The organism is Streptomyces sp. NBC_01446 (assembly GCF_026340095.1).
GTDB classification, from domain to species: domain Bacteria; phylum Actinomycetota; class Actinomycetes; order Streptomycetales; family Streptomycetaceae; genus Streptomyces; species Streptomyces aureus.
The window spans coordinates 3,179,926-3,196,774 of the sequence record NZ_JAPEPO010000001.1 but is presented as its reverse complement, the minus strand read 5'-3'; the positions used below and the strand labels follow the sequence as shown (position 1 = coordinate 3,196,774).

At 70.1% G+C, this 16,849-nt stretch carries 14 protein-coding genes; 9 read left to right on the top strand and 5 right to left on the bottom strand.

What is annotated here, in order from left to right; all coding sequences use genetic code 11:
• Nucleotides 1-163 precede the first annotated feature (163 nt).
• Nucleotides 164-1,006, bottom strand: a complete 843-nt coding sequence (locus OG456_RS14195; RefSeq protein WP_266560882.1) for a L,D-transpeptidase family protein — start codon at nt 1,004-1,006, stop codon at nt 164-166.
• A 232-nt stretch (nt 1,007-1,238) separates the two neighbouring features.
• Between OG456_RS14195 and OG456_RS14190 the strand changes: the two genes are divergently transcribed.
• Together OG456_RS14190 and leuE are read left to right on the top strand one after the other, a co-directional pair.
• Nucleotides 1,239-2,828, top strand: a complete 1,590-nt coding sequence (locus tag OG456_RS14190) for a methylmalonyl-CoA mutase (protein ID WP_266560880.1) — start codon at nt 1,239-1,241, stop codon at nt 2,826-2,828.
• Between the two features lie 65 nt (nt 2,829-2,893).
• Nucleotides 2,894-3,550: a leucine efflux protein LeuE gene (gene leuE, locus OG456_RS14185; RefSeq protein ID WP_266560879.1), complete on the top strand. Its 657-nt coding sequence runs from the start codon at nt 2,894-2,896 to the stop codon at nt 3,548-3,550.
• A gap of 50 nt (nt 3,551-3,600) precedes the next feature.
• Here the strand turns inward: leuE and OG456_RS14180 are convergent, their stop codons facing one another.
• The 4 genes from OG456_RS14180 to OG456_RS14165 all read right to left on the bottom strand — a co-directional run bounded on the left by OG456_RS14180 (nt 3,601) and on the right by OG456_RS14165 (nt 8,051).
• Nucleotides 3,601-4,500 (bottom strand): class I SAM-dependent methyltransferase, encoded by a 900-nt coding sequence (locus OG456_RS14180; RefSeq protein WP_266560877.1) that lies wholly within the window; start codon nt 4,498-4,500, stop codon nt 3,601-3,603.
• A gap of 94 nt (nt 4,501-4,594) precedes the next feature.
• A complete protein-coding gene (locus OG456_RS14175; protein WP_266560875.1) occupies nt 4,595-5,740 on the bottom strand; it encodes an acyltransferase in 1,146 nt (381 codons plus the stop codon).
• A complete protein-coding gene (locus OG456_RS14170) occupies nt 5,737-7,074 on the bottom strand; it encodes a polysialyltransferase family glycosyltransferase (protein ID WP_266560873.1) in 1,338 nt (445 codons plus the stop codon). The genes OG456_RS14175 and OG456_RS14170 overlap by 4 nt, the downstream gene beginning before the upstream one ends.
• Nucleotides 7,071-8,051, bottom strand: coding sequence for a glycosyltransferase family 2 protein (locus OG456_RS14165; RefSeq protein ID WP_266560871.1), 981 nt, complete (start codon nt 8,049-8,051; stop codon nt 7,071-7,073). The genes OG456_RS14170 and OG456_RS14165 overlap by 4 nt, the downstream gene beginning before the upstream one ends.
• 198 nt (nt 8,052-8,249) lie before the next feature.
• Here OG456_RS14165 and OG456_RS14160 point away from each other — a divergent pair, with 198 nt between their 5' ends.
• From OG456_RS14160 to OG456_RS14130, 7 genes are all read left to right on the top strand, one after another.
• Complete coding sequence (locus tag OG456_RS14160; protein ID WP_266560869.1) at nt 8,250-9,566, top strand: DUF6716 putative glycosyltransferase; 1,317 nt, start codon at nt 8,250-8,252, stop codon at nt 9,564-9,566.
• Between the two features lie 26 nt (nt 9,567-9,592).
• Nucleotides 9,593-10,894, top strand: coding sequence for an N-acylneuraminate cytidylyltransferase (locus OG456_RS14155; protein WP_266560867.1), 1,302 nt, complete (start codon nt 9,593-9,595; stop codon nt 10,892-10,894).
• Nucleotides 10,895-10,908: 14 nt separating this feature from the next.
• Nucleotides 10,909-11,847, top strand: a complete 939-nt coding sequence (locus OG456_RS14150) for an N-acetylneuraminate synthase family protein (protein ID WP_116510705.1) — start codon at nt 10,909-10,911, stop codon at nt 11,845-11,847.
• Between the two features lie 86 nt (nt 11,848-11,933).
• The gene (locus OG456_RS14145; RefSeq protein WP_266560863.1) at nt 11,934-13,022 is read left to right on the top strand and encodes a hypothetical protein; all 1,089 of its coding nucleotides are present in this window, start codon (nt 11,934-11,936) and stop codon (nt 13,020-13,022) included.
• Between the two features lie 181 nt (nt 13,023-13,203).
• Entirely contained in the window at nt 13,204-13,986 is a 783-nt protein-coding gene (locus OG456_RS14140; RefSeq protein ID WP_266569221.1) for a glycoside hydrolase domain-containing protein, read from the top strand.
• A gap of 158 nt (nt 13,987-14,144) precedes the next feature.
• Nucleotides 14,145-15,404: a M20 family metallopeptidase gene (locus OG456_RS14135; protein ID WP_266560861.1), complete on the top strand. Its 1,260-nt coding sequence runs from the start codon at nt 14,145-14,147 to the stop codon at nt 15,402-15,404.
• A gap of 209 nt (nt 15,405-15,613) precedes the next feature.
• Nucleotides 15,614-16,675 (top strand): BMP family protein, encoded by a 1,062-nt coding sequence (locus tag OG456_RS14130; protein WP_266560859.1) that lies wholly within the window; start codon nt 15,614-15,616, stop codon nt 16,673-16,675.
• The last annotated feature ends 174 nt before the right edge of the window (nt 16,676-16,849 follow it).

Here is a 16,849-nt window from a genome sequence, read left to right as displayed (position 1 = left end):
GTTTTTGGACGGCATGGCGCAGTAACAAGTGAGCCGACTGGTCATCGGCCGTGCACGAGCCGCGGGTTCCCCCCGTACCTTCGGCTCTGTGCCACTGGCGCGGGCGGGACACGTTCCCCCGGTCCCGCCCGCGCCCCACTCCCTCTCCCCACCTGTACGCAGGTCACCAGTAGACGACGACCTTGTCGCCGTTGCGGACCTGCGCGAACAGCGACGCGATCTTCCCCTCGTCCCGCACGTTCACGCACCCGTGCGACGCCCCGCCGTAGCCGCGGGCCGCGAAGTCCGCCGAGTAGTGCACCGCTTGGCCGCCGCTGAAGAACATCGCGTACGGCATGGCCGTGTGGTAGATCGTCGAGACGTGGTGCCGGGACTTCCAGTACACGCTGAAGACGCCCTCGCGGGTGGGCGTGAACTGCGAGCCGAACCGCACGTCCGTGGTCATCAGCGCCTTGCCGTCGATCATCCACGTCAGCGTCCGGCTGGTCTTGCTGATGCAGACGACGCGGCCCGTCATGCAGCGCGGGTCCGGCTTCGCCGCGGGCTGCCCGCCGTTCGCGTACAGCTCGTCGCGCGTCGGGGCGTGCGTCATCTTCACCAGCCGCGCCCAGGTCACCGTGTCGGTGTTCCCCGTGCGCGGCAGGCCCCGCTTGCCCTGGAAGCCCTCGACCGCCTTGGTCGTCGCCGGGCCGTACTTTCCGTTCGGCCCCTCGAAGAGCCACGCGATCTGCCGCAGCCTGGCCTGGAGTTCGCGCACCTTGGCGCCGCTCGCGCCGCGCGCCATGAGGACCTTCGGCGGCGGCGTCGGTCTGACCGACGGGGTGCGGGAGGGGGACGGGGACGGGTCCGGCCTCTTCGCGTCGTCGGACGGGGCCGGTGACGCCGCGCCGTTCGTCTTCGGCGGCGGCTGCTTGCCCCCGCTGTCGACGGCCCCTGTCCGGCAGCCGCCGACCAGGGCGATGACCCCGGCGACGGCGAGTGATCCACGCATGAAGGTCGCACGCATCCGGGCCCCCGCAGTCTCGCCACTAGTCCGATGTGCCAACAGAGATGTTTCCCGCGCGCGTCCGGTTGCGAACTCGGCGTGAGTGCCGCGCATTGTGGGATGGAGAAACGTGACGGACGCGCTGTGAGCAAGGTCCCAGCATGCGGCTCTCCACCGCGAGCAGGCGCGCCGCTACAGTCCGTCGCGGGGGTCGAACCGACTGGCAAGTAACAACCGAGCTGGAGGCACAACCATGGCGCGCGAGTCTGAGTCAGGACTGCCCATCGAGCCGGTCTACGGCCCCGATTCGCTGGCCGACTGGAACGCGGCCGAGAAGCTCGGCGAGCCCGGAAAGTACCCGTTCACGCGGGGCGTCTACCCGTCGATGTACACCGGCCGTCCGTGGACGATGCGCCAGTACGCCGGCTTCGGCACCGCCGTCGAGTCCAACGCCCGTTACAAGCAGCTCATCGCCAACGGCACGATGGGCCTGTCCGTCGCCTTCGACCTGCCCACCCAGATGGGCCACGACTCGGACGCCCCGATCGCGTCCGGCGAGGTCGGCAAGGTCGGCGTGGCCATCGACTCGATCGACGACATGCGGATCCTGTTCGGCGGCATCCCGCTCGACAAGGTGTCCACGTCGATGACGATCAACGCCCCGGCGGCGCTGCTCCTGCTCATGTACCAGCTCGTCGGCGAGGAGCAGGGCGTCCCCGCGGACCAGCTGACCGGCACGATCCAGAACGACGTGCTGAAGGAGTACATCGCGCGGGGCACGTACATCTTCCCGCCGAAGCCCTCCCTGCGGCTGATCGCCGACATCTTCAAGTACTGCCGGGCCGAGATCCCGAAGTGGAACACGATCTCGATCTCCGGCTACCACATGGCCGAGGCCGGTGCCTCGCCCGCGCAGGAGATCGCGTTCACGCTCGCGGACGGCATCGAGTACGTGCGCACGGCCGTCGCGGCCGGCATGGACGTCGACGACTTCGCGCCGCGCCTGTCCTTCTTCTTCGTGGCCCGGACGACGATCCTGGAGGAGGTCGCCAAGTTCCGCGCGGCCCGCCGGATCTGGGCCAAGGTCATGAAGGAGGAGTTCGGCGCGAAGAACCCCAAGTCGCTGATGCTCCGCTTCCACACCCAGACCGCGGGCGTGCAGCTCACCGCCCAGCAGCCCGAGGTCAACCTCGTCCGCGTCGCCGTCCAGGGCCTCGGCGCCGTGCTGGGCGGCACGCAGTCGCTGCACACGAACTCCTTCGACGAGGCCATCGCGCTGCCGACCGACAAGTCCGCGCGCCTCGCCCTGCGAACCCAGCAGGTCCTCGCCTACGAGACCGACGTGACCGCCACCGTCGACCCGTTCGCCGGGTCGTACGTCGTCGAGAAGATGACGGACGACGTGGAGGCCGCCGCCCTCGAACTCATGACGAAGGTCGAGGACCTCGGCGGCGCGGTCGACGCCATCGAGCACGGCTTCCAGAAGAACGAGATCGAGCGCTCCGCGTACCGCATCGCGCAGGAGACCGACTCCGGCGAGCGTGTCGTGGTCGGCGTCAACCGCTACCAGCTCGACGCCGAGGAGCCCTACGAGCCGCTGCGCGTCGACCCGGCGATCGAGGCCCAGCAGGCCCAGCGCCTCACGAAGCTGCGCGCCGAGCGCGACCAGGCGGCCGTGGACACGGCGCTCGCCGCGCTCAAGAAGGCGGCAGAGAGCGACGCGGACTCGGCCAACGTCCTCTACCCGATGAAGGACGCCCTGCGCGCCCGCGCCACCGTCGGCGAGGTCTGCAACGCGCTGCGCGACGTGTGGGGCACGTACATCCCGACCGACGCGTTCTGAGGCCGCGTATCACCCTCTGACCAGCGAGTGTCGTATAGCCATATAGGCGTGCGACACTCCCTTTCATGCTCGGTGTCATCAATCTCCCGACCTATCTGGCCGGTCTCGTCCTCATCGTCCTGCTGCCAGGACCGAACTCTCTCTACGTGCTCTCCGTGGCCGCCCGCAAAGGCATACGCACCGGATACGCGGCCGCCGCGGGTGTCTTCACCGGGGACACGGTCCTGATGACACTGGCCGCGCTCGGCGCGGCCTCCGTGCTGCAGACGACGCCGGTCCTCTTCCTCGTCGTGAAGTACGCCGGAGCGGGCTATCTGACGTGGATGGCGATCGGCATGATCCGGTCGGCGCGGGCCCTGTGGAAGCAGCGCGGTGAGCCCGTCGTGGAGAGCGAGGCGCAGCCGGCGACCGGGAGCGGTGACGAGCACCCTTACCGCCGCGCCCTGATCGTCAGCCTCTTCAACCCGAAGGCGATCCTCTTCCTGATCTCCTTCTTCGTTCAGTTCGTGGACCCCGGTTACGCCTACCCGGCGCTGTCCTTCCTGGTCCTCGGCGGGCTGCTCCAGACCGCGAGCTTCCTCTACCTCTCCACCCTGATCTTCAGCGGCACCCGCCTGGCCGGCGCCTTCCGGCGCCGCAAGCGGCTCTCGGCGGGCGCGACCACTGCGGCGGGCGTGCTGTTCCTGGGCTTCGCGGTGAAGCTGTCCCTCGCGGGGGCCTGAGCGGCTTTCCGCCGGTCCGGCCTCTGGCGGTGCGGCCTCCGACGGTGCGGCTAGCCCCTGACGGCGCGGCGCACGGCCCGGGTGACCACCGGTGGCGTCAGGTCCACGGCGATACGGCGGGCACGGCTCCGCCTGCGTACGGGGGCCGGCTGCGGGGCGGGCGCGGCCTTCGGTTCCGCCGTCACCTCCACGTGGTGGCGGGAGCGCGGGGAGGCGGGTGCCTTGACCGCCTTCGACTTCACGCGGACCAGACGGTGCCCGGCCGCCTGCTGCACGCTCAGGGCGATGTCGTCGCGCTCCCTGAGCATGGCGAGTAGCTCGTCCTGGAAGGGCTCGGGGTCCTCCCACGTGGCGTACAGCTTCTGGGTGCTCAGGCACAGCGGGCGCAGGCCGCGGTTGAGCACGGCCTCCCACGCGGCGACGGAGACGCCCGGCGTGTGCTCGGAGCGGAAGTCGTCCAGGACGACGATGCCGTCAGGGCCGAGCAGCTCGCGGGCCGCGCCGATGTCGCCGTACACATGCTCGTAGAGGTGCGAGGCGTCGATGTGGACGAAGCGGCAGGTGCTGGGGTCGACCTCGCCGGAGATCACGGAGCTGGGCGCCTGGACGACCTGCGGCAGCTCGTCGTGGAACGAGAGGTAGTTCTCCTCGAAGGCCTGCCGGGTCAGTGAGGCGTACGACTTGGTGGATTCGGCCTGGTTCGCCTCGTCGGGCGCGTCGCCCTCGAACAGGTCGCACACGGTGAACTTCTCGGCGCCGTGCAGGTGCTGTCCGAGAAGGACCGCGCTCTTGCCCATGTAGACGCCGAGCTCCAGCAGGTCGCCGCGGACCTCCTGTCGCGCCTGCCGTTCGAGGAACCAGGTGAACAGGAGTCGGTCGAGCGGGGGGAACCAGCCGGGTACGTCGTCGAGGTCGATCGGGCGCCGGGCGGTGGTGTGCACAGCAGTCATGGGACGCGAACCTATGAGCTTCTGATCGACAGGGTCAAGACGCTCACAGATCGCATCCGCCAATCGTTCAGCAAACTCCGCACGGCATGAATCCTCAGTGAATCCTGGCCGAAGTGGGGTTCAGTCGTTTGCGCAGGAAAGGTGCAAGCGGCTTCTCTATGAAGCGGTTCAGGAGCCATGCCAGGGTGAGCATCGAGGCCACCGTGAGGGCGAACGTCACGGCCGACGGCAGCCCGAGACGCCGGTGCAGCACCTCGATCGTCACCCAGCCCAGATGCTCGTGGACCAGGTAGAACGGGTACGTCAGCGCACCGGCGACCGTCAGCCACCCCCAGTTGACCCGGTTCAGCAGCCCGAGCGCGATCGCGCCCACCGCCACGAAACCGAGCGTCACTATCAGGATGATCGTTCCCGACCCGCGGTACGAGAAGAAGTGAGGATTCGGTGCGTGCCACAGTGCGGCCACCGCGTAGTGTTGACCTATCAGCCAGCTCACCACGACGATGCCCCACGCGGTCATGTCGCGGCGGTCGAGGTGGAGCAGATACAGGCCGACGCCGCCGATGAAGTAGGGCGCGTACTCCGGCATCAGGATGACCTTGAGGGCCGGCTCGCCGGACGCCTGGGTGATCGCGGCGGCGAGCGTCCACACGGCGCAGAACAGCACGATGCGGCGCCGGTTCGCGCCCGGCAGGACGACGCACAGGGCGAACAGCGCGTAGAAGCGGACCTCGGCCCACAGCGTCCAGCAGACGCCGAGGACGCGGTCCACGCCGAGCGGCTGCTGAAGCATCGTCAGATTGAGGAGCGCGTCACTGGGCGAGACCGCCTTGTACGCGACCGCGGGCAGCGCGAAGACCGCGGTCACCAGGATCACGGCCGCCCAGTACGACGGCAGCAGACGGGACGCGCGGGAGGCGAAGAACGAGCGCAGGGGCTTGCCCCAGCCGCTCATGCAGATCACGAAGCCGCTGATGACGAAGAAGATCTGCACCCCGAGGCAGCCGTAGGCGAACCACTGGTGCAGTGAGGGAAATTGGACCTTCGGTGAGGTGCCCCATGCCTGGGACACCTCACCGTCGCGGCCGCCGTAGTGGTACGCGGCGACCATCAGGGCGGCTATGAGCCGTAGGCCGTCCAGGGCTCTCAGCCGCGGTGCGTGCGCGCCGGAGCGCGCGGTCCGCACCGTGGCGTCCGCTCCCGGGGAAAGCTTCGGGAGCGTCGTCTCTGAAGTACTCATCCGAGGGCGGCCCGCTTGAACGAGCGCGCGCGGCGGGCGACTCTGCGCACCGTCGCGTTGCGCGGAATGAACGCGAGCTGGGCCGGGACGGCGCCGGGCAGCGCGAGGGACGTGAGCCGGCGGCGCTTGAAGTAGCGCCACGTGTGGTCGTTCAGACGGGTGGAGAGGTAGCGCTCGGCCGCCGTCCGCAGCTCCGGGTAGATCTTCGGCTGCATCGCGAAGCCGACCGCGCGCACCAGCTGGTTCAGCTCGGCGGTCGCCGTTCCGGACTCCTGCGCGGTCACGGCCGCCTGCTCCGACAGCTCCGGCAGCAGCGCGTCCACGATCGTGACCGGGACGCGGTTGCTGTTCTGGTACGGCGCGAGGCGGTCGAGGAGGGTGCCGGTGCCGATGCGGGCGACCGGGATGCCGTAGAACGCGGACGCGGTCAGCAGGGCCGTCGAGAAGCAGCCGACCACCAGGGCCGGGCGCATCCGCTGGTACAGAACCTCGGCGAGCACGGGCGTGTCGAGGACGGTGAGTTCGACGCCGAGCTTCTCCGCCTCCGCCTCCAGCGTGCGCGACCAGGTGGCCGGCGCCGTCGGATGGGGCTTGAAGACGATCCGCGTGTGGCCGAGGGCGACCGCGCCGCGCATCATCCGCACGTGCAGGTCCTCCTCCTCCTGCGCGGTGAGGATGTCGAGCGCGGACAGGTACTGCCCGAGCAGCACGGCCGGGTCGGGCCCGACGGGCGGCAACTCGCCGCTCACATCGGCCAGTTCGGCCAGCACCTTCACGAAGACGTCCGTGGGGAGGATCTCGGGCTCCACGCCGAACTCCGTGAGGAGCAGCGGCTTCAGGTCCGGCACGAGGTCCAGATGCAGCAGCCGCCGTACGCGCGTGCCGACCAGCGGGTCGATCTTGTTGCGGGTGGGGCCGTAGCTCATCAGGCCGTCCGCGTACACGTCGACGGGGACGCCGGTGAAGATCTGCGCCACCGCCATCGCGGGGTTGACCTGGATCGACTCCACGGCCAGCTCGACGTCGTCGTCGCCCAGATCCCAGGCGAGACGCAGATGGCGCTCCCACAGCGGTACGTCGTCCGGGCGCGGGGCCCAGCCGCCCGGGTGGAACGGCGTGATGGTCTCGTTCCACGACACGACGTCGTCGAAGCGGCCGCGCAGCCGCTCGAAGCCCGGCATCTCGTCGACGGAGGGCGTCGTCTCCGGGGTCGCCGCGTTGTTGGCGACGAGCAGGATGCGCCGGTCCGCGGGCGCGAAGCAGTCCGCGTCGAGGGCCGCGGCGAGCGTCGCGGTCCCGTACACCGTGGAGGCCAGGAAGATCTGCGTGGTCACGCGGCAGCCACCCCCGCCGCGGCGGGGCGGCGCCGCAGCCGGCGCAGGCGCGTCGCCCGCTGCACGTCCATCGAGTCGAGCGCGTCGTCGAGCACGTCCTGCGGCATGCGCTTCAGCGCCGCGGAACTCATTGTCTTCAATTTGCGCGCCACTGCCGGTTCGAACCTTTCGATGGATCCCAAGTGGTGGGAAATAATCGCGCAGTACGTACGGACGGCCTTCGGCAGAAGGTTTTCCGCGTCCTTGTCCTGCGCCGTTTCGGCCACCACCTGGTCGAACGCCTTGATGAAATCGAGCTGCCGGACGTCGCCGATCTGCGTCAGTGACGACGCGACACCGCGCCGGTAGAAAACCCCGAGAAGTCCGACTGCGGCAAAGGATTTCGCCTCGCGGTGCAGGCGCCAGATCCACGGCCGGTCCTCGGCCGTGCGCAGGCCGTCGGTGAAGTGGAGGAGGCCGGCGTCGGCGAGCCTGCGGTGATACATGCCGGCCCACGCGTACGCGTAGTCGACGGACGTCGAGCGGTCGGCGGGCAGGATCGCCTCGCGCGGATCCATGACGACACCGCGCCTGCCGGTCGGCACGCGGTGGACGGTTCGGGCCCGCGCGGTGCACTGGACATGGTCCGTGCGGACGAAGTCGCAGCCCAGGCCCTCGATGGAGGCGAGCAGTCGCTCGTAGTATCCGGGGGCGAGCCAGTCGTCGCCGTCCAGGAATGTCAGGTACTCACCGCGCGACGCGTCGAGTCCGGTGTTGCGCGCGGTGGCCAGGCCTCCGTTCTTTTCGTGTCTGACCAGGACGGCGCCGGGCAGCTCGCGCTCGGCGCGCGCGAGAATGTCCGGGGTCTCGTCCTTCGAGCAGTCGTCGACGAGAATGAATTCGAAGTCGTCGCGCGCGTTGGCGCGGAGACTTCTGAGGGTGTCGGGCGCGTATTGCTGCACGTTGTAGAACGGCACGATGACGGAGAGCTTGACCACGTGAAGGACACTAGGCGGCGGCCCGGCATTCGTCTTGACCGATGGTGAGATGTCAGGTGAACGACGCGTGGCGGAATAGTGAACCCGCCTGCTTCCCGCCTGCTTCCCGACCGGATTCGCCATTCGTCGGTGCGCTGTTAACCGTTTGTTGCACTCCGGTTGGGCCGCGGTCTCAAATCGCTTCCTAGCTTCTTGGGTGTGCCAGCAAGTACCTCTGAGACCCGACGGGTCGCCGTGCTCGCGGACTCCGACACCCGGTGGAAGTGGGGCGCGCTCACCGCGCGCCGCCTCACCACCGACGAGAGCCCGCTCAACGGATTCCTCCTGCGCGGCCGGGCCACCCCCACACCCCGCCAACTCGACGAAGTCGGCGTCCGCGCCGACAGCCTCGACGAAGTCACCGCCGTCGAATTCCTGCGCCGTATGGAGCAGGACGCCGAGCGGTACGACGTCGTCGTCCTCGCCCTCGTCGGCGGCGCCGTCCAGGCCGTGCTCCACGGCCTCGCGCGGGCCTGGCAGGGCCGGGCCAAGCGGCCCGTCGTCGTCACCGGCTACGTGGGAGTCGTCTACGAGAAGCTCGCCGACGGACTGCTCCTGCGGCACGGCGCCGACCTCGTCCTCGCCAACTCCCGCCACGACGCGGACCGTTTCCGCGCCGTGTACGAGGGTGTGGACGCCGACGCCTCCTCGGTGACCGAGTGCGCGCTGCCGTTCCTCGGCGGCACGCCCTACGAGGAGAAGCACGACCCGTACACCGTCGTCTTCGCCGCGCAGCCCTCCGTACCGGACACCCCCGCCGACCGCGCCTACCTGCTCAAGCGGCTCGTCGGGCACGCCCGGCTGCACCCCGAGCGCGAGGTACTGCTCAAGCTGCGCAGCAAGCCCGGCGAGCACACCACCCACATCGAAGAGGCGCCCTACCAGAAGCTCGCCCAGCGGATCGACGGCGGGCTGCCCGCCAACTGCCGCCTCGTCTACGGGCACATGGGCGAGGTACTCGACCGCACCGACCTCCTGGTCACCGTCAGCTCGACGGCCGCGCTCGAAGCCCTGCACCGGCGCATCCCCACCGCCCTGCTCACCGACCTCGGGGTGCGCGAGGCGCTCGGCAACCACCACTTCACGGGCTCCGGGTGCCTCGCCTCCTGGGACCAGCTCGACGCGGGCCACCTGCCGAAGGCCGACGAGGAGTGGGTGGCACGCCAGGGCGTCGCGGCCGACGGCACGTACGACACCGCCTTCGACGAGGCCCGCGCCCGGGTCACCGGCCTGACCGGAGCCGACCGGCTCCCGCCCCTGGCCCCCTACTACAGCCTCACCACCGCCCCCGGCTATCTGCCGCGGATCCTCGCCCGCCACCACCTCGCCCCCGACGGGACGCCGCTGCCCGGCGCACCCGCCGCCGGCAAGGAGCCCGGCCCCGTCCGGCAGATCGTGCGCCGCGCCGCCCGTGGCGCCTACCGGCACGGAGTGCAGCGCGTGGCGCCCGTCATCCGGCGGATGGGCGAGCTGTGAACGCCCGTACCCCTCAAGGAGACCTGATGACCAACCCGGAAGCGGGCACAGCGGCACCGGTCCGCCGCGTCCTCGCCGTGATCCCCGCCCGTGGCGGCTCCAAGGGAGTGCCCGCCAAGAACCTCGCCCCGGTCGGCGGCGTGCCCCTCGTGGCCCGCACCGTCCGCGAGTGCCGCGCCACCCGGCTCGTCACGGACGTCGTGGTCTCCACCGACGACGCCGCGATCGCCGCCGCGGCCCGCGAGGCGGGAGCCGAGGTCGTCCTGCGGCCGGCCGCCATCGCCGGCGACAAGTCGAGCTCCGAGGCGGCCGTGCTGCACGCCCTCGACGCCCACGAGGCCCTCCAGGGCGCAGCGGTCGACGTCGTGCTCCTCGTCCAGTGCACCAGCCCCTTCATCGTCCGCGAGGACATCGACGGCGTCGTCAACGCGATCGTCGAGAAGGGCGCCGACACGGCCCTGACCGTCGCCCCCTTCCACGGTTTCGTGTGGCGCGACGCCGATGACGAGCCGGCCGCGCCCGCCGCGGTCGAGCGCGCCTCCGTCGAAGGCGGCACGGACACACTGGTCGCCCCCGCGGCCACCAGCGGCGGCTACGGCGTCAACCACGACAAGTCCTTCCGCCAGATGCGCCAGGACCGCCCCCAGGACCTCCTGGAGACCGGCGCGGTCTACGCCATGGACGCGAGCGGCTTCCGCGAGGCCAAGCACCGCTTCTTCGGCCGCACGGAACTCGTCCGCACCGACCCCGCGCGGGTCCTGGAGATCGACGACCCGCACGACCTCTCCCGCGCCCGTGCCCTCGCGCCCCTCTTCGACGCGAACAGGCCCGGTTCCCTCCCGACCGCCGAAGACATCGACGCGGTCGTCCTCGACTTCGACGGCACCCAGACCGATGACAAGGTGCTGATCGACTCCGACGGACGGGAGTTCGTCACCGTGCACCGCGGTGACGGCCTCGGCATCGCGGCCCTGCGCAAGTCGGGCCTGCCGCTGCTGATCCTGTCCACGGAACAGAACCCGGTCGTCGCCGCCCGGGCCAGGAAGCTCCAGATCCCGGTCCTGCACGGCATCGACCGCAAGGACCTCGCACTGAAGCAGTGGTGCGAGGAACAGGGCATCGCGCCCGAGCGCGTGCTCTACGTCGGCAACGACGTCAACGACCTCCCGTGCTTCGGCCTCGTCGGCTGGCCCGTGGCGGTCGCGAGCGCCCACGACGTCGTACGAGGCGCCGCCCGTGCGGTCACCACGCTGCCCGGTGGTGACGGCGCGATCCGAGAGATCGCCACCTGGATCCTCGGCCCTTCTCTCGACTCCCTCAACAAGTAAGGAATTCCCCAGTCATGAGCACCAACTCCCGCCTGCGCACGTTCGGTTCGAAGACGGCCGGCCCCGGTAACCCCGTCTACATCACGGGCGAGATCGGCATCAACCACAACGGCGACCTCGACAACGCCTTCAAGCTGATCGACGTGGCCGCCGAGGCCGGCTGCGACGCGGTCAAGTTCCAGAAGCGCACCCCGGAGATCTGCACCCCGCGCGACCAGTGGGACATCGAGCGCGACACCCCCTGGGGTCGCATGACGTACATCGACTACCGCCACCGCGTCGAGTTCGGCGAGGACGAGTACCGCCAGATCGACGAGCACTGCAAGAAGCGCGGCATCGACTGGTTCGCCTCCCCGTGGGACACCGAGGCCGTCGCCTTCCTGGAGAAGTTCGACATCCCGGCCCACAAGGTCGCCTCCGCGTCGCTCACCGACGACGAGCTCCTCCGCGCCCTGCGCGCCACCGGCCGCACGGTCATCCTCTCCACCGGCATGTCGACCCCGAAGCAGATCCGCCACGCGGTCGAGGTCCTCGGCAGCGACAACATCCTGATGTGCCACGCCACTTCGACGTACCCGGCGCAGGCCGAGGAGCTCAACCTCCGCGTCATCAACACCCTCCAGGCCGAGTACCCGAACGTCCCGATCGGCTACTCCGGCCACGAGACCGGCCTGCAGACCACGCTCGCCGCCGTCGCCCTCGGCGCCACCTTCGTCGAGCGTCACATCACCCTCGACCGCGCCATGTGGGGCTCCGACCAGGCCGCCTCCGTCGAGCCGCAGGGCCTCACCCGCCTCGTGCGCGACATCCGCACCATCGAGGCGTCCCTCGGTGACGGCGTGAAGAAGGTCTACGAGTCGGAGCTCGGCCCGATGAAGAAGCTCCGCCGCGTCGCGGGCGTCGTCGCCGAGTCGGAGATCGCCGTCGCCGCGGGCGAGCCGGTCGGCGTCTGACCGTCCGACGTCCGCCCGTGTGGGCCGGCGCCCAGCCGGGCGCCGGCCCACGGGCCCCAACCCCCCACAGGTCCCTCGGAGGGCCCATGTCGCCCATGTCAGCAGCACGCTCCGGACGCCGCTCCGGAACCCTGTGTTTCGTGGAGAGCCCCGTCCAGCTCCTCAACGTCCTGGAATGGGCGCATCGCGCCGAGAGCACCGACACGACGGACCGGATCACCCTGGTCGTCCTGTCGCCCACGGACCCCATGACCCGCGGCCAGCTGCGCCGCATGGCCGAACTCGCCCGCGACGAGGGCCACACCGTCCGCTGGGAAGAGGCACGCGGCGGCGCCGGCGCGCCCTTCCACACCATCGGCGGACTCGCGGGGGCGCTGCGCAAGGCCGCCCGCATCGTCATCGGCGACCCGTTCTCCCGCTACGTGCAGCTCCTGCTGACGATCACCCGGGCCGCCGAACTCGTCGTCGTCGACGACGGCACCGCGACCATGGAGTTCGTCTCCCAGCTCGCCCGCGGTGAGCGCCTCGTGCGCTGGCACCGCCGCGGCGGCCGCCCGGGACCGCGCGACGTCGTCTTCGCGCCCGTCTCCGCCGCCGCCCGCCGCCGCCTCACCCCCGACGGCACCCGCCGCACCGTCGAGGTCTTCTCGGCCATGCCGATCGACTCCGTCCCCGACGGCGTCCGCGTCACCCGCAACGACTTCACCTGGACCCGCGCCCGCTTCGGCCCGCCCCGTATGACGAAGGGCGCCGACCTCGTCGGCACGTCCCTCGTCGAGACCGGCGTCGTCGACCCGGACCGCTACCTGGAGGCCGTCCAGGCCCTGGCCCGCGCCCACGGCGCGACCCGCTACTTCGCCCACCGCCGCGAGAGCTCCCACAAACTGCATCGCCTCGCGGTCGAGACCGGCCTGGAGATCGTCCGCCCCGACCTCCCCCTGGAACTGATCGCCCGCCGCGGCCCCATCGGCCGAACGATCCTCAGCTTCCCCTCGACGGTCGTCCACACCCTGCCCCTGGCCCTCGCCGGCACCGAGGTCCGCGTCGCCGTCTGCGACATCGACCCGGCCTGGATGACGGAGAACGCCTCACCGCGCGCCCAGGGCTTCCTCTCCGGCGTCACCGGCACCGCACGCGACGTACACCGCCTCGCCTCGGTCGCCCCGGCGATGTGAGCCCCAGCCTCCGGGATCTTGGCCAGACCTTGGTGATCGCATAGCCATCCGGAGGGCAACGCGACGGGGCGCGGGCCGGTCAAACCCACCGCACCCCCCACTCCGCATCCGTACAGAGCGCCCAGAGGAACCCGTGACGCACCCCCGGCACCGCCTGTCCAAGAGACGCCGCTACCTCGCCATGTCCGCCGCAGGCGTGGCACTGGCCGCCACCGGAGCGATCGTGGCCCAGTCCGCGACAGCGACCACCCTGCCCGCGGCCAAGACGTACACCGGCCGCGCCTTCGACACCTGCACGGCCCCCTCCCTCTCCGCCATGAAAGCCTGGAAGACCGGCTTCTACGGCGCCGCGGCCGTCTACGTGGGCGGCAAGAACCGCGGCTGCGCCCAGCCCAACCTCACCGCCTCGTGGGTGAAGTCGGTCAGCGCCTCCGGCTGGAAACTGATCCCGCTCTACGTGGGCGCCCAGCCGCCGTGCCAGTCCGGCTCGAACCCCGAGAAGATGACCGCGAGCACGGCCGCGACGCTCGGCGCGACCGACGGCGCCGACGCCGTGGCCAAGGCCGCCGCCCTCGGCATGAAGGCCGGCTCCCCGCTCTACCTGGACATGGAGTCGTACGACACGACGAACACGTCCTGCAACAACGCGGTCCTCACCTACGTCCGCGCCTGGGACAAAGCCGTGCATGCCAAGAGCTACCGGACCGGCTTCTACGGCTTCCGCAGCTCCAGCGCGAAGGCCGTCGCCACGACGACGAACCGCACCGACATGCCGGACATCCTCTGGTACGCGCTCTGGGACAAGGTCAACACGACGACGTCCGACTGGCCTTTCGCCTCCACCCTGTGGACGGGCCACCGCCGCGCCCACCAGTACATGGTGAACAGCAAGGAGTCCCGCGGCGGTTACACGATCACGGTGGACCGGGACGCCTGGGACGCGCCGGTGGCGATCGTCGGGTAGCGGAGACCGGTGGGGGGTATGAAAGAGACGTCATACCCCCGTACGGGTAGGCCATGCGAGCCGGGCCTGAGTTTCTTACCCCAATTCGGTTGAACTTTTGTTGATCGTGGGGCGGTCGCCCCCCGCCCCGGCCTACCCTTCAAAGGGTGAACCAATTGATGTCCCGAGGATCCGAGGCCGGTCAGCCCGCGGAAGCGGTCACCGCAGGAGCGCTGCCCGGCACGCTGTCCGAAGAGCTCCGTGCCGAACTGGTCGCCTTCCGGCGTGACTTGCACATGCACCCCGAGCTCGGCAACCAGGAGTTCCGCACCACGGCGGCGATCAGGGCCCGCCTGGAGAAGGCCGGACTCACGCCACGCATCCTGGACATCGGCACCGGACTCGTCTGCGACATCGGAACCGAGGACGGCGAGTGGCGGGGCGGGCGCCCCATGCTCGCCCTGCGCGCCGACATCGACGCGCTCCCCATCCCGGACACCAAGGCGAGCTGCGCCTACCGCTCCACCGTGCCCGGCCGGGCCCACGCCTGCGGTCACGACGTGCACACGACGGTCGTCCTCGGGGCGGGCCTGGTCCTCGCCGAGCTGCACCGGCAGGGCCGGCTCCCGCACCCCGTACGCCTGATCTTCCAGCCCGCCGAGGAGGTGCTGCCCGGCGGCGCCCCCGACGCCATCGAGTCGGGCGTCCTCGAAGGCGTCGGGTCGATCATCGGCGTGCACTGCGACCCGAAGGTCGACGCGGGCCGGATCGGACTGCGGCAGGGCGCGATCACCTCGGCCTGCGACCGTCTGGAGGTGGCGCTCGACGGGCCCGGCGGGCACACCGCGCGCCCCCACCTCACCACCGACCTCGTGACCGCCGCCGCGAAGGTGGCCACCGAGGTCCCCGCGCTCGTCGCCCGCCGCATCGACGCCCGTTCGGGCCTCGCCGTGACCTGGGGGCGTATCGAAACCGGCCACGCGTGCAACGTGATCCCGCAGCACGCCGAGCTGTCCGGCACCGTCCGCTGCCTCGACCTGGAGGCGTGGCGGCAGGCACCCGACCTGGTGCACGGCGCGATCCAGGAGATCGCCGACCTCTACCGCGCCAAATCGGAGATCAACTACATCCGCGGGGTGCCGCCCGTCGTCAACGACCCGGAGGTCACCGACCTCCTGACCGCGGCGATGATCCTGCGCCGCGGCCCCCACTCCGTGGAGGACACCCAGCAGAGCCTGGGCGGCGAGGACTTCTCCTGGTATCTGGAACACGTCCCCGGCGCGATGGCCCGCCTCGGGGTGCGCACCCCCGGCGAGCGCGGCGGACGCGACCTGCACCAGGGCGACTTCGATGCCGACGAGTCGGCGATCGCCGTAGGGGTGGAGCTGTTCACCGCGGCGGCGCTCATGGATGGGGCAGCACGGGAGCAGGAGGCGTAAATCGGTGCGGGGAAAGGGTCGGTGTGGGCGGCATGTAACCCACCCGACCCACCCCCGTAACGCCCCGTAGACCGGACCGCCGGGCGGCGTTCGCGTCAATCCGATAACGGCTGCGGAACGGCCCTTTATCTGACATCTACGCGCGTTACGATCCGTCCGAAAACCAGCGCCGGGAGCCCGGCGCTCAGGTCAGGTCGAAGGAGCCTCCCTTGCGCCGGGTAGCCAAAATCTCTGCTGCGTGCATAGCCACCGCGGCACTCGCTCTCACCGCCACCGCATGTGGCGGCACTTCCTCGGACAACGAGTCCTCGGGCTCCTCGTCGGACTCCGGCAAGAAGGGCGGCGTCAAGATCGGCCTCGCCTTCGACGTCGGCGGTCGTGGCGACCACTCCTTCAACGACTCCGCCGCGCGCGGTGCCGACAAGGCCAAGAAGGAGTTCGGCGGTGACCTCAAGGAGCTGACCGCCAAGACCTCCGACACCGAGGCCGACCGTGAGCAGCGCCTGTCCGACCTGGCCGACGCCGGCTACAACCCCATCATCGGGGTCGGCTACGCGTACGCCACCTCGATGACCAAGGTCTCCGCGAAGTACCCGAAGACCACCTTCGGCATCGTCGACTCCGTGGTGAACGCCAAGAACACCGACTCCATCGTCTTCACCGAGGAGCAGGGCTCCTACCTGGCCGGCGTCGCCGCCGCGCTGAAGACGAAGAAGGACCACGTCGGCTTCATCGGCGGTGTCGACGTCCCGCTGATCAAGAAGTTCGAGGCGGGTTACGTCCAGGGCGTCAAGGCCACCAACCCGAAGATCAAGGTCGACGTCCAGTACCTGAGCCACGGTTCGGACACCTCCGGCTTCGCCTCCCCGGACAAGGGCAAGGAAGCCGCCCAGGGCATGCTCGACAAGGGCGCCGACGTCGTCTACTCGGCCGCCGGCTCCTCCGGCAACGGCTCCATCGAGGCCGTCGCCGGCACGAAGGGCGCCTGGGCCATCGGCGTCGACTCGGACCAGTACAACATCCCGGGTCTCGCCAAGTACAAGTCCTCGATCCTGACTTCGGTCGTCAAGAACGTCGACATCGGCGTCTTCGACCTGATCAAGTCGGTCAAGGACGGTTCGCCGAAGACCGGCACCAACACCTACGCCCTGAAGGACGGCGGCGTCTCGCTCGCCACCTCCGGCGGCTACATCGACGACATCCAGGCCAAGCTGGACGCCGCCAAGGAGCAGATCGCGAGCGGCAAGGTCAAGGTCAAGACCACCCCGTGACCTGAGGCCCCTGAGGGCCCGGCTCGGCGGGGGGAGTGGCGAAAGCTTCCCCTCGCCGGGCCATAACAATGTGTCAACTCTACGCGTGTAGCTAAGAGTTGGCGTATTACCGTCGCCGACGCGCCCCCGCGCGGCTCCGCGCGACCGTTCACCCCTTCCGTACGTACGTCCTGT

What these genes read in the sequence shown, in the direction of transcription:
- OG456_RS14195 (WP_266560882.1), bottom strand. Translation starts at nt 1,006, where the DNA reads ATGCGTGCGACCTTCATGCGTGGATCACTCGCCGTCGCCGGGGTCATC.
- OG456_RS14190 (WP_266560880.1), top strand. Translation starts at nt 1,239, where the DNA reads ATGGCGCGCGAGTCTGAGTCAGGACTGCCCATCGAGCCGGTCTACGGC.
- leuE (WP_266560879.1), top strand. Translation starts at nt 2,894, where the DNA reads ATGCTCGGTGTCATCAATCTCCCGACCTATCTGGCCGGTCTCGTCCTC.
- OG456_RS14180 (WP_266560877.1), bottom strand. Translation starts at nt 4,500, where the DNA reads ATGACTGCTGTGCACACCACCGCCCGGCGCCCGATCGACCTCGACGAC.
- OG456_RS14175 (WP_266560875.1), bottom strand. Translation starts at nt 5,740, where the DNA reads ATGAGTACTTCAGAGACGACGCTCCCGAAGCTTTCCCCGGGAGCGGAC.
- OG456_RS14155 (WP_266560867.1), top strand. Translation starts at nt 9,593, where the DNA reads ATGACCAACCCGGAAGCGGGCACAGCGGCACCGGTCCGCCGCGTCCTC.
- OG456_RS14150 (WP_116510705.1), top strand. Translation starts at nt 10,909, where the DNA reads ATGAGCACCAACTCCCGCCTGCGCACGTTCGGTTCGAAGACGGCCGGC.
- OG456_RS14145 (WP_266560863.1), top strand. Translation starts at nt 11,934, where the DNA reads ATGTCGCCCATGTCAGCAGCACGCTCCGGACGCCGCTCCGGAACCCTG.
- OG456_RS14140 (WP_266569221.1), top strand. Translation starts at nt 13,204, where the DNA reads ATGTCCGCCGCAGGCGTGGCACTGGCCGCCACCGGAGCGATCGTGGCC.
- OG456_RS14135 (WP_266560861.1), top strand. Translation starts at nt 14,145, where the DNA reads ATGTCCCGAGGATCCGAGGCCGGTCAGCCCGCGGAAGCGGTCACCGCA.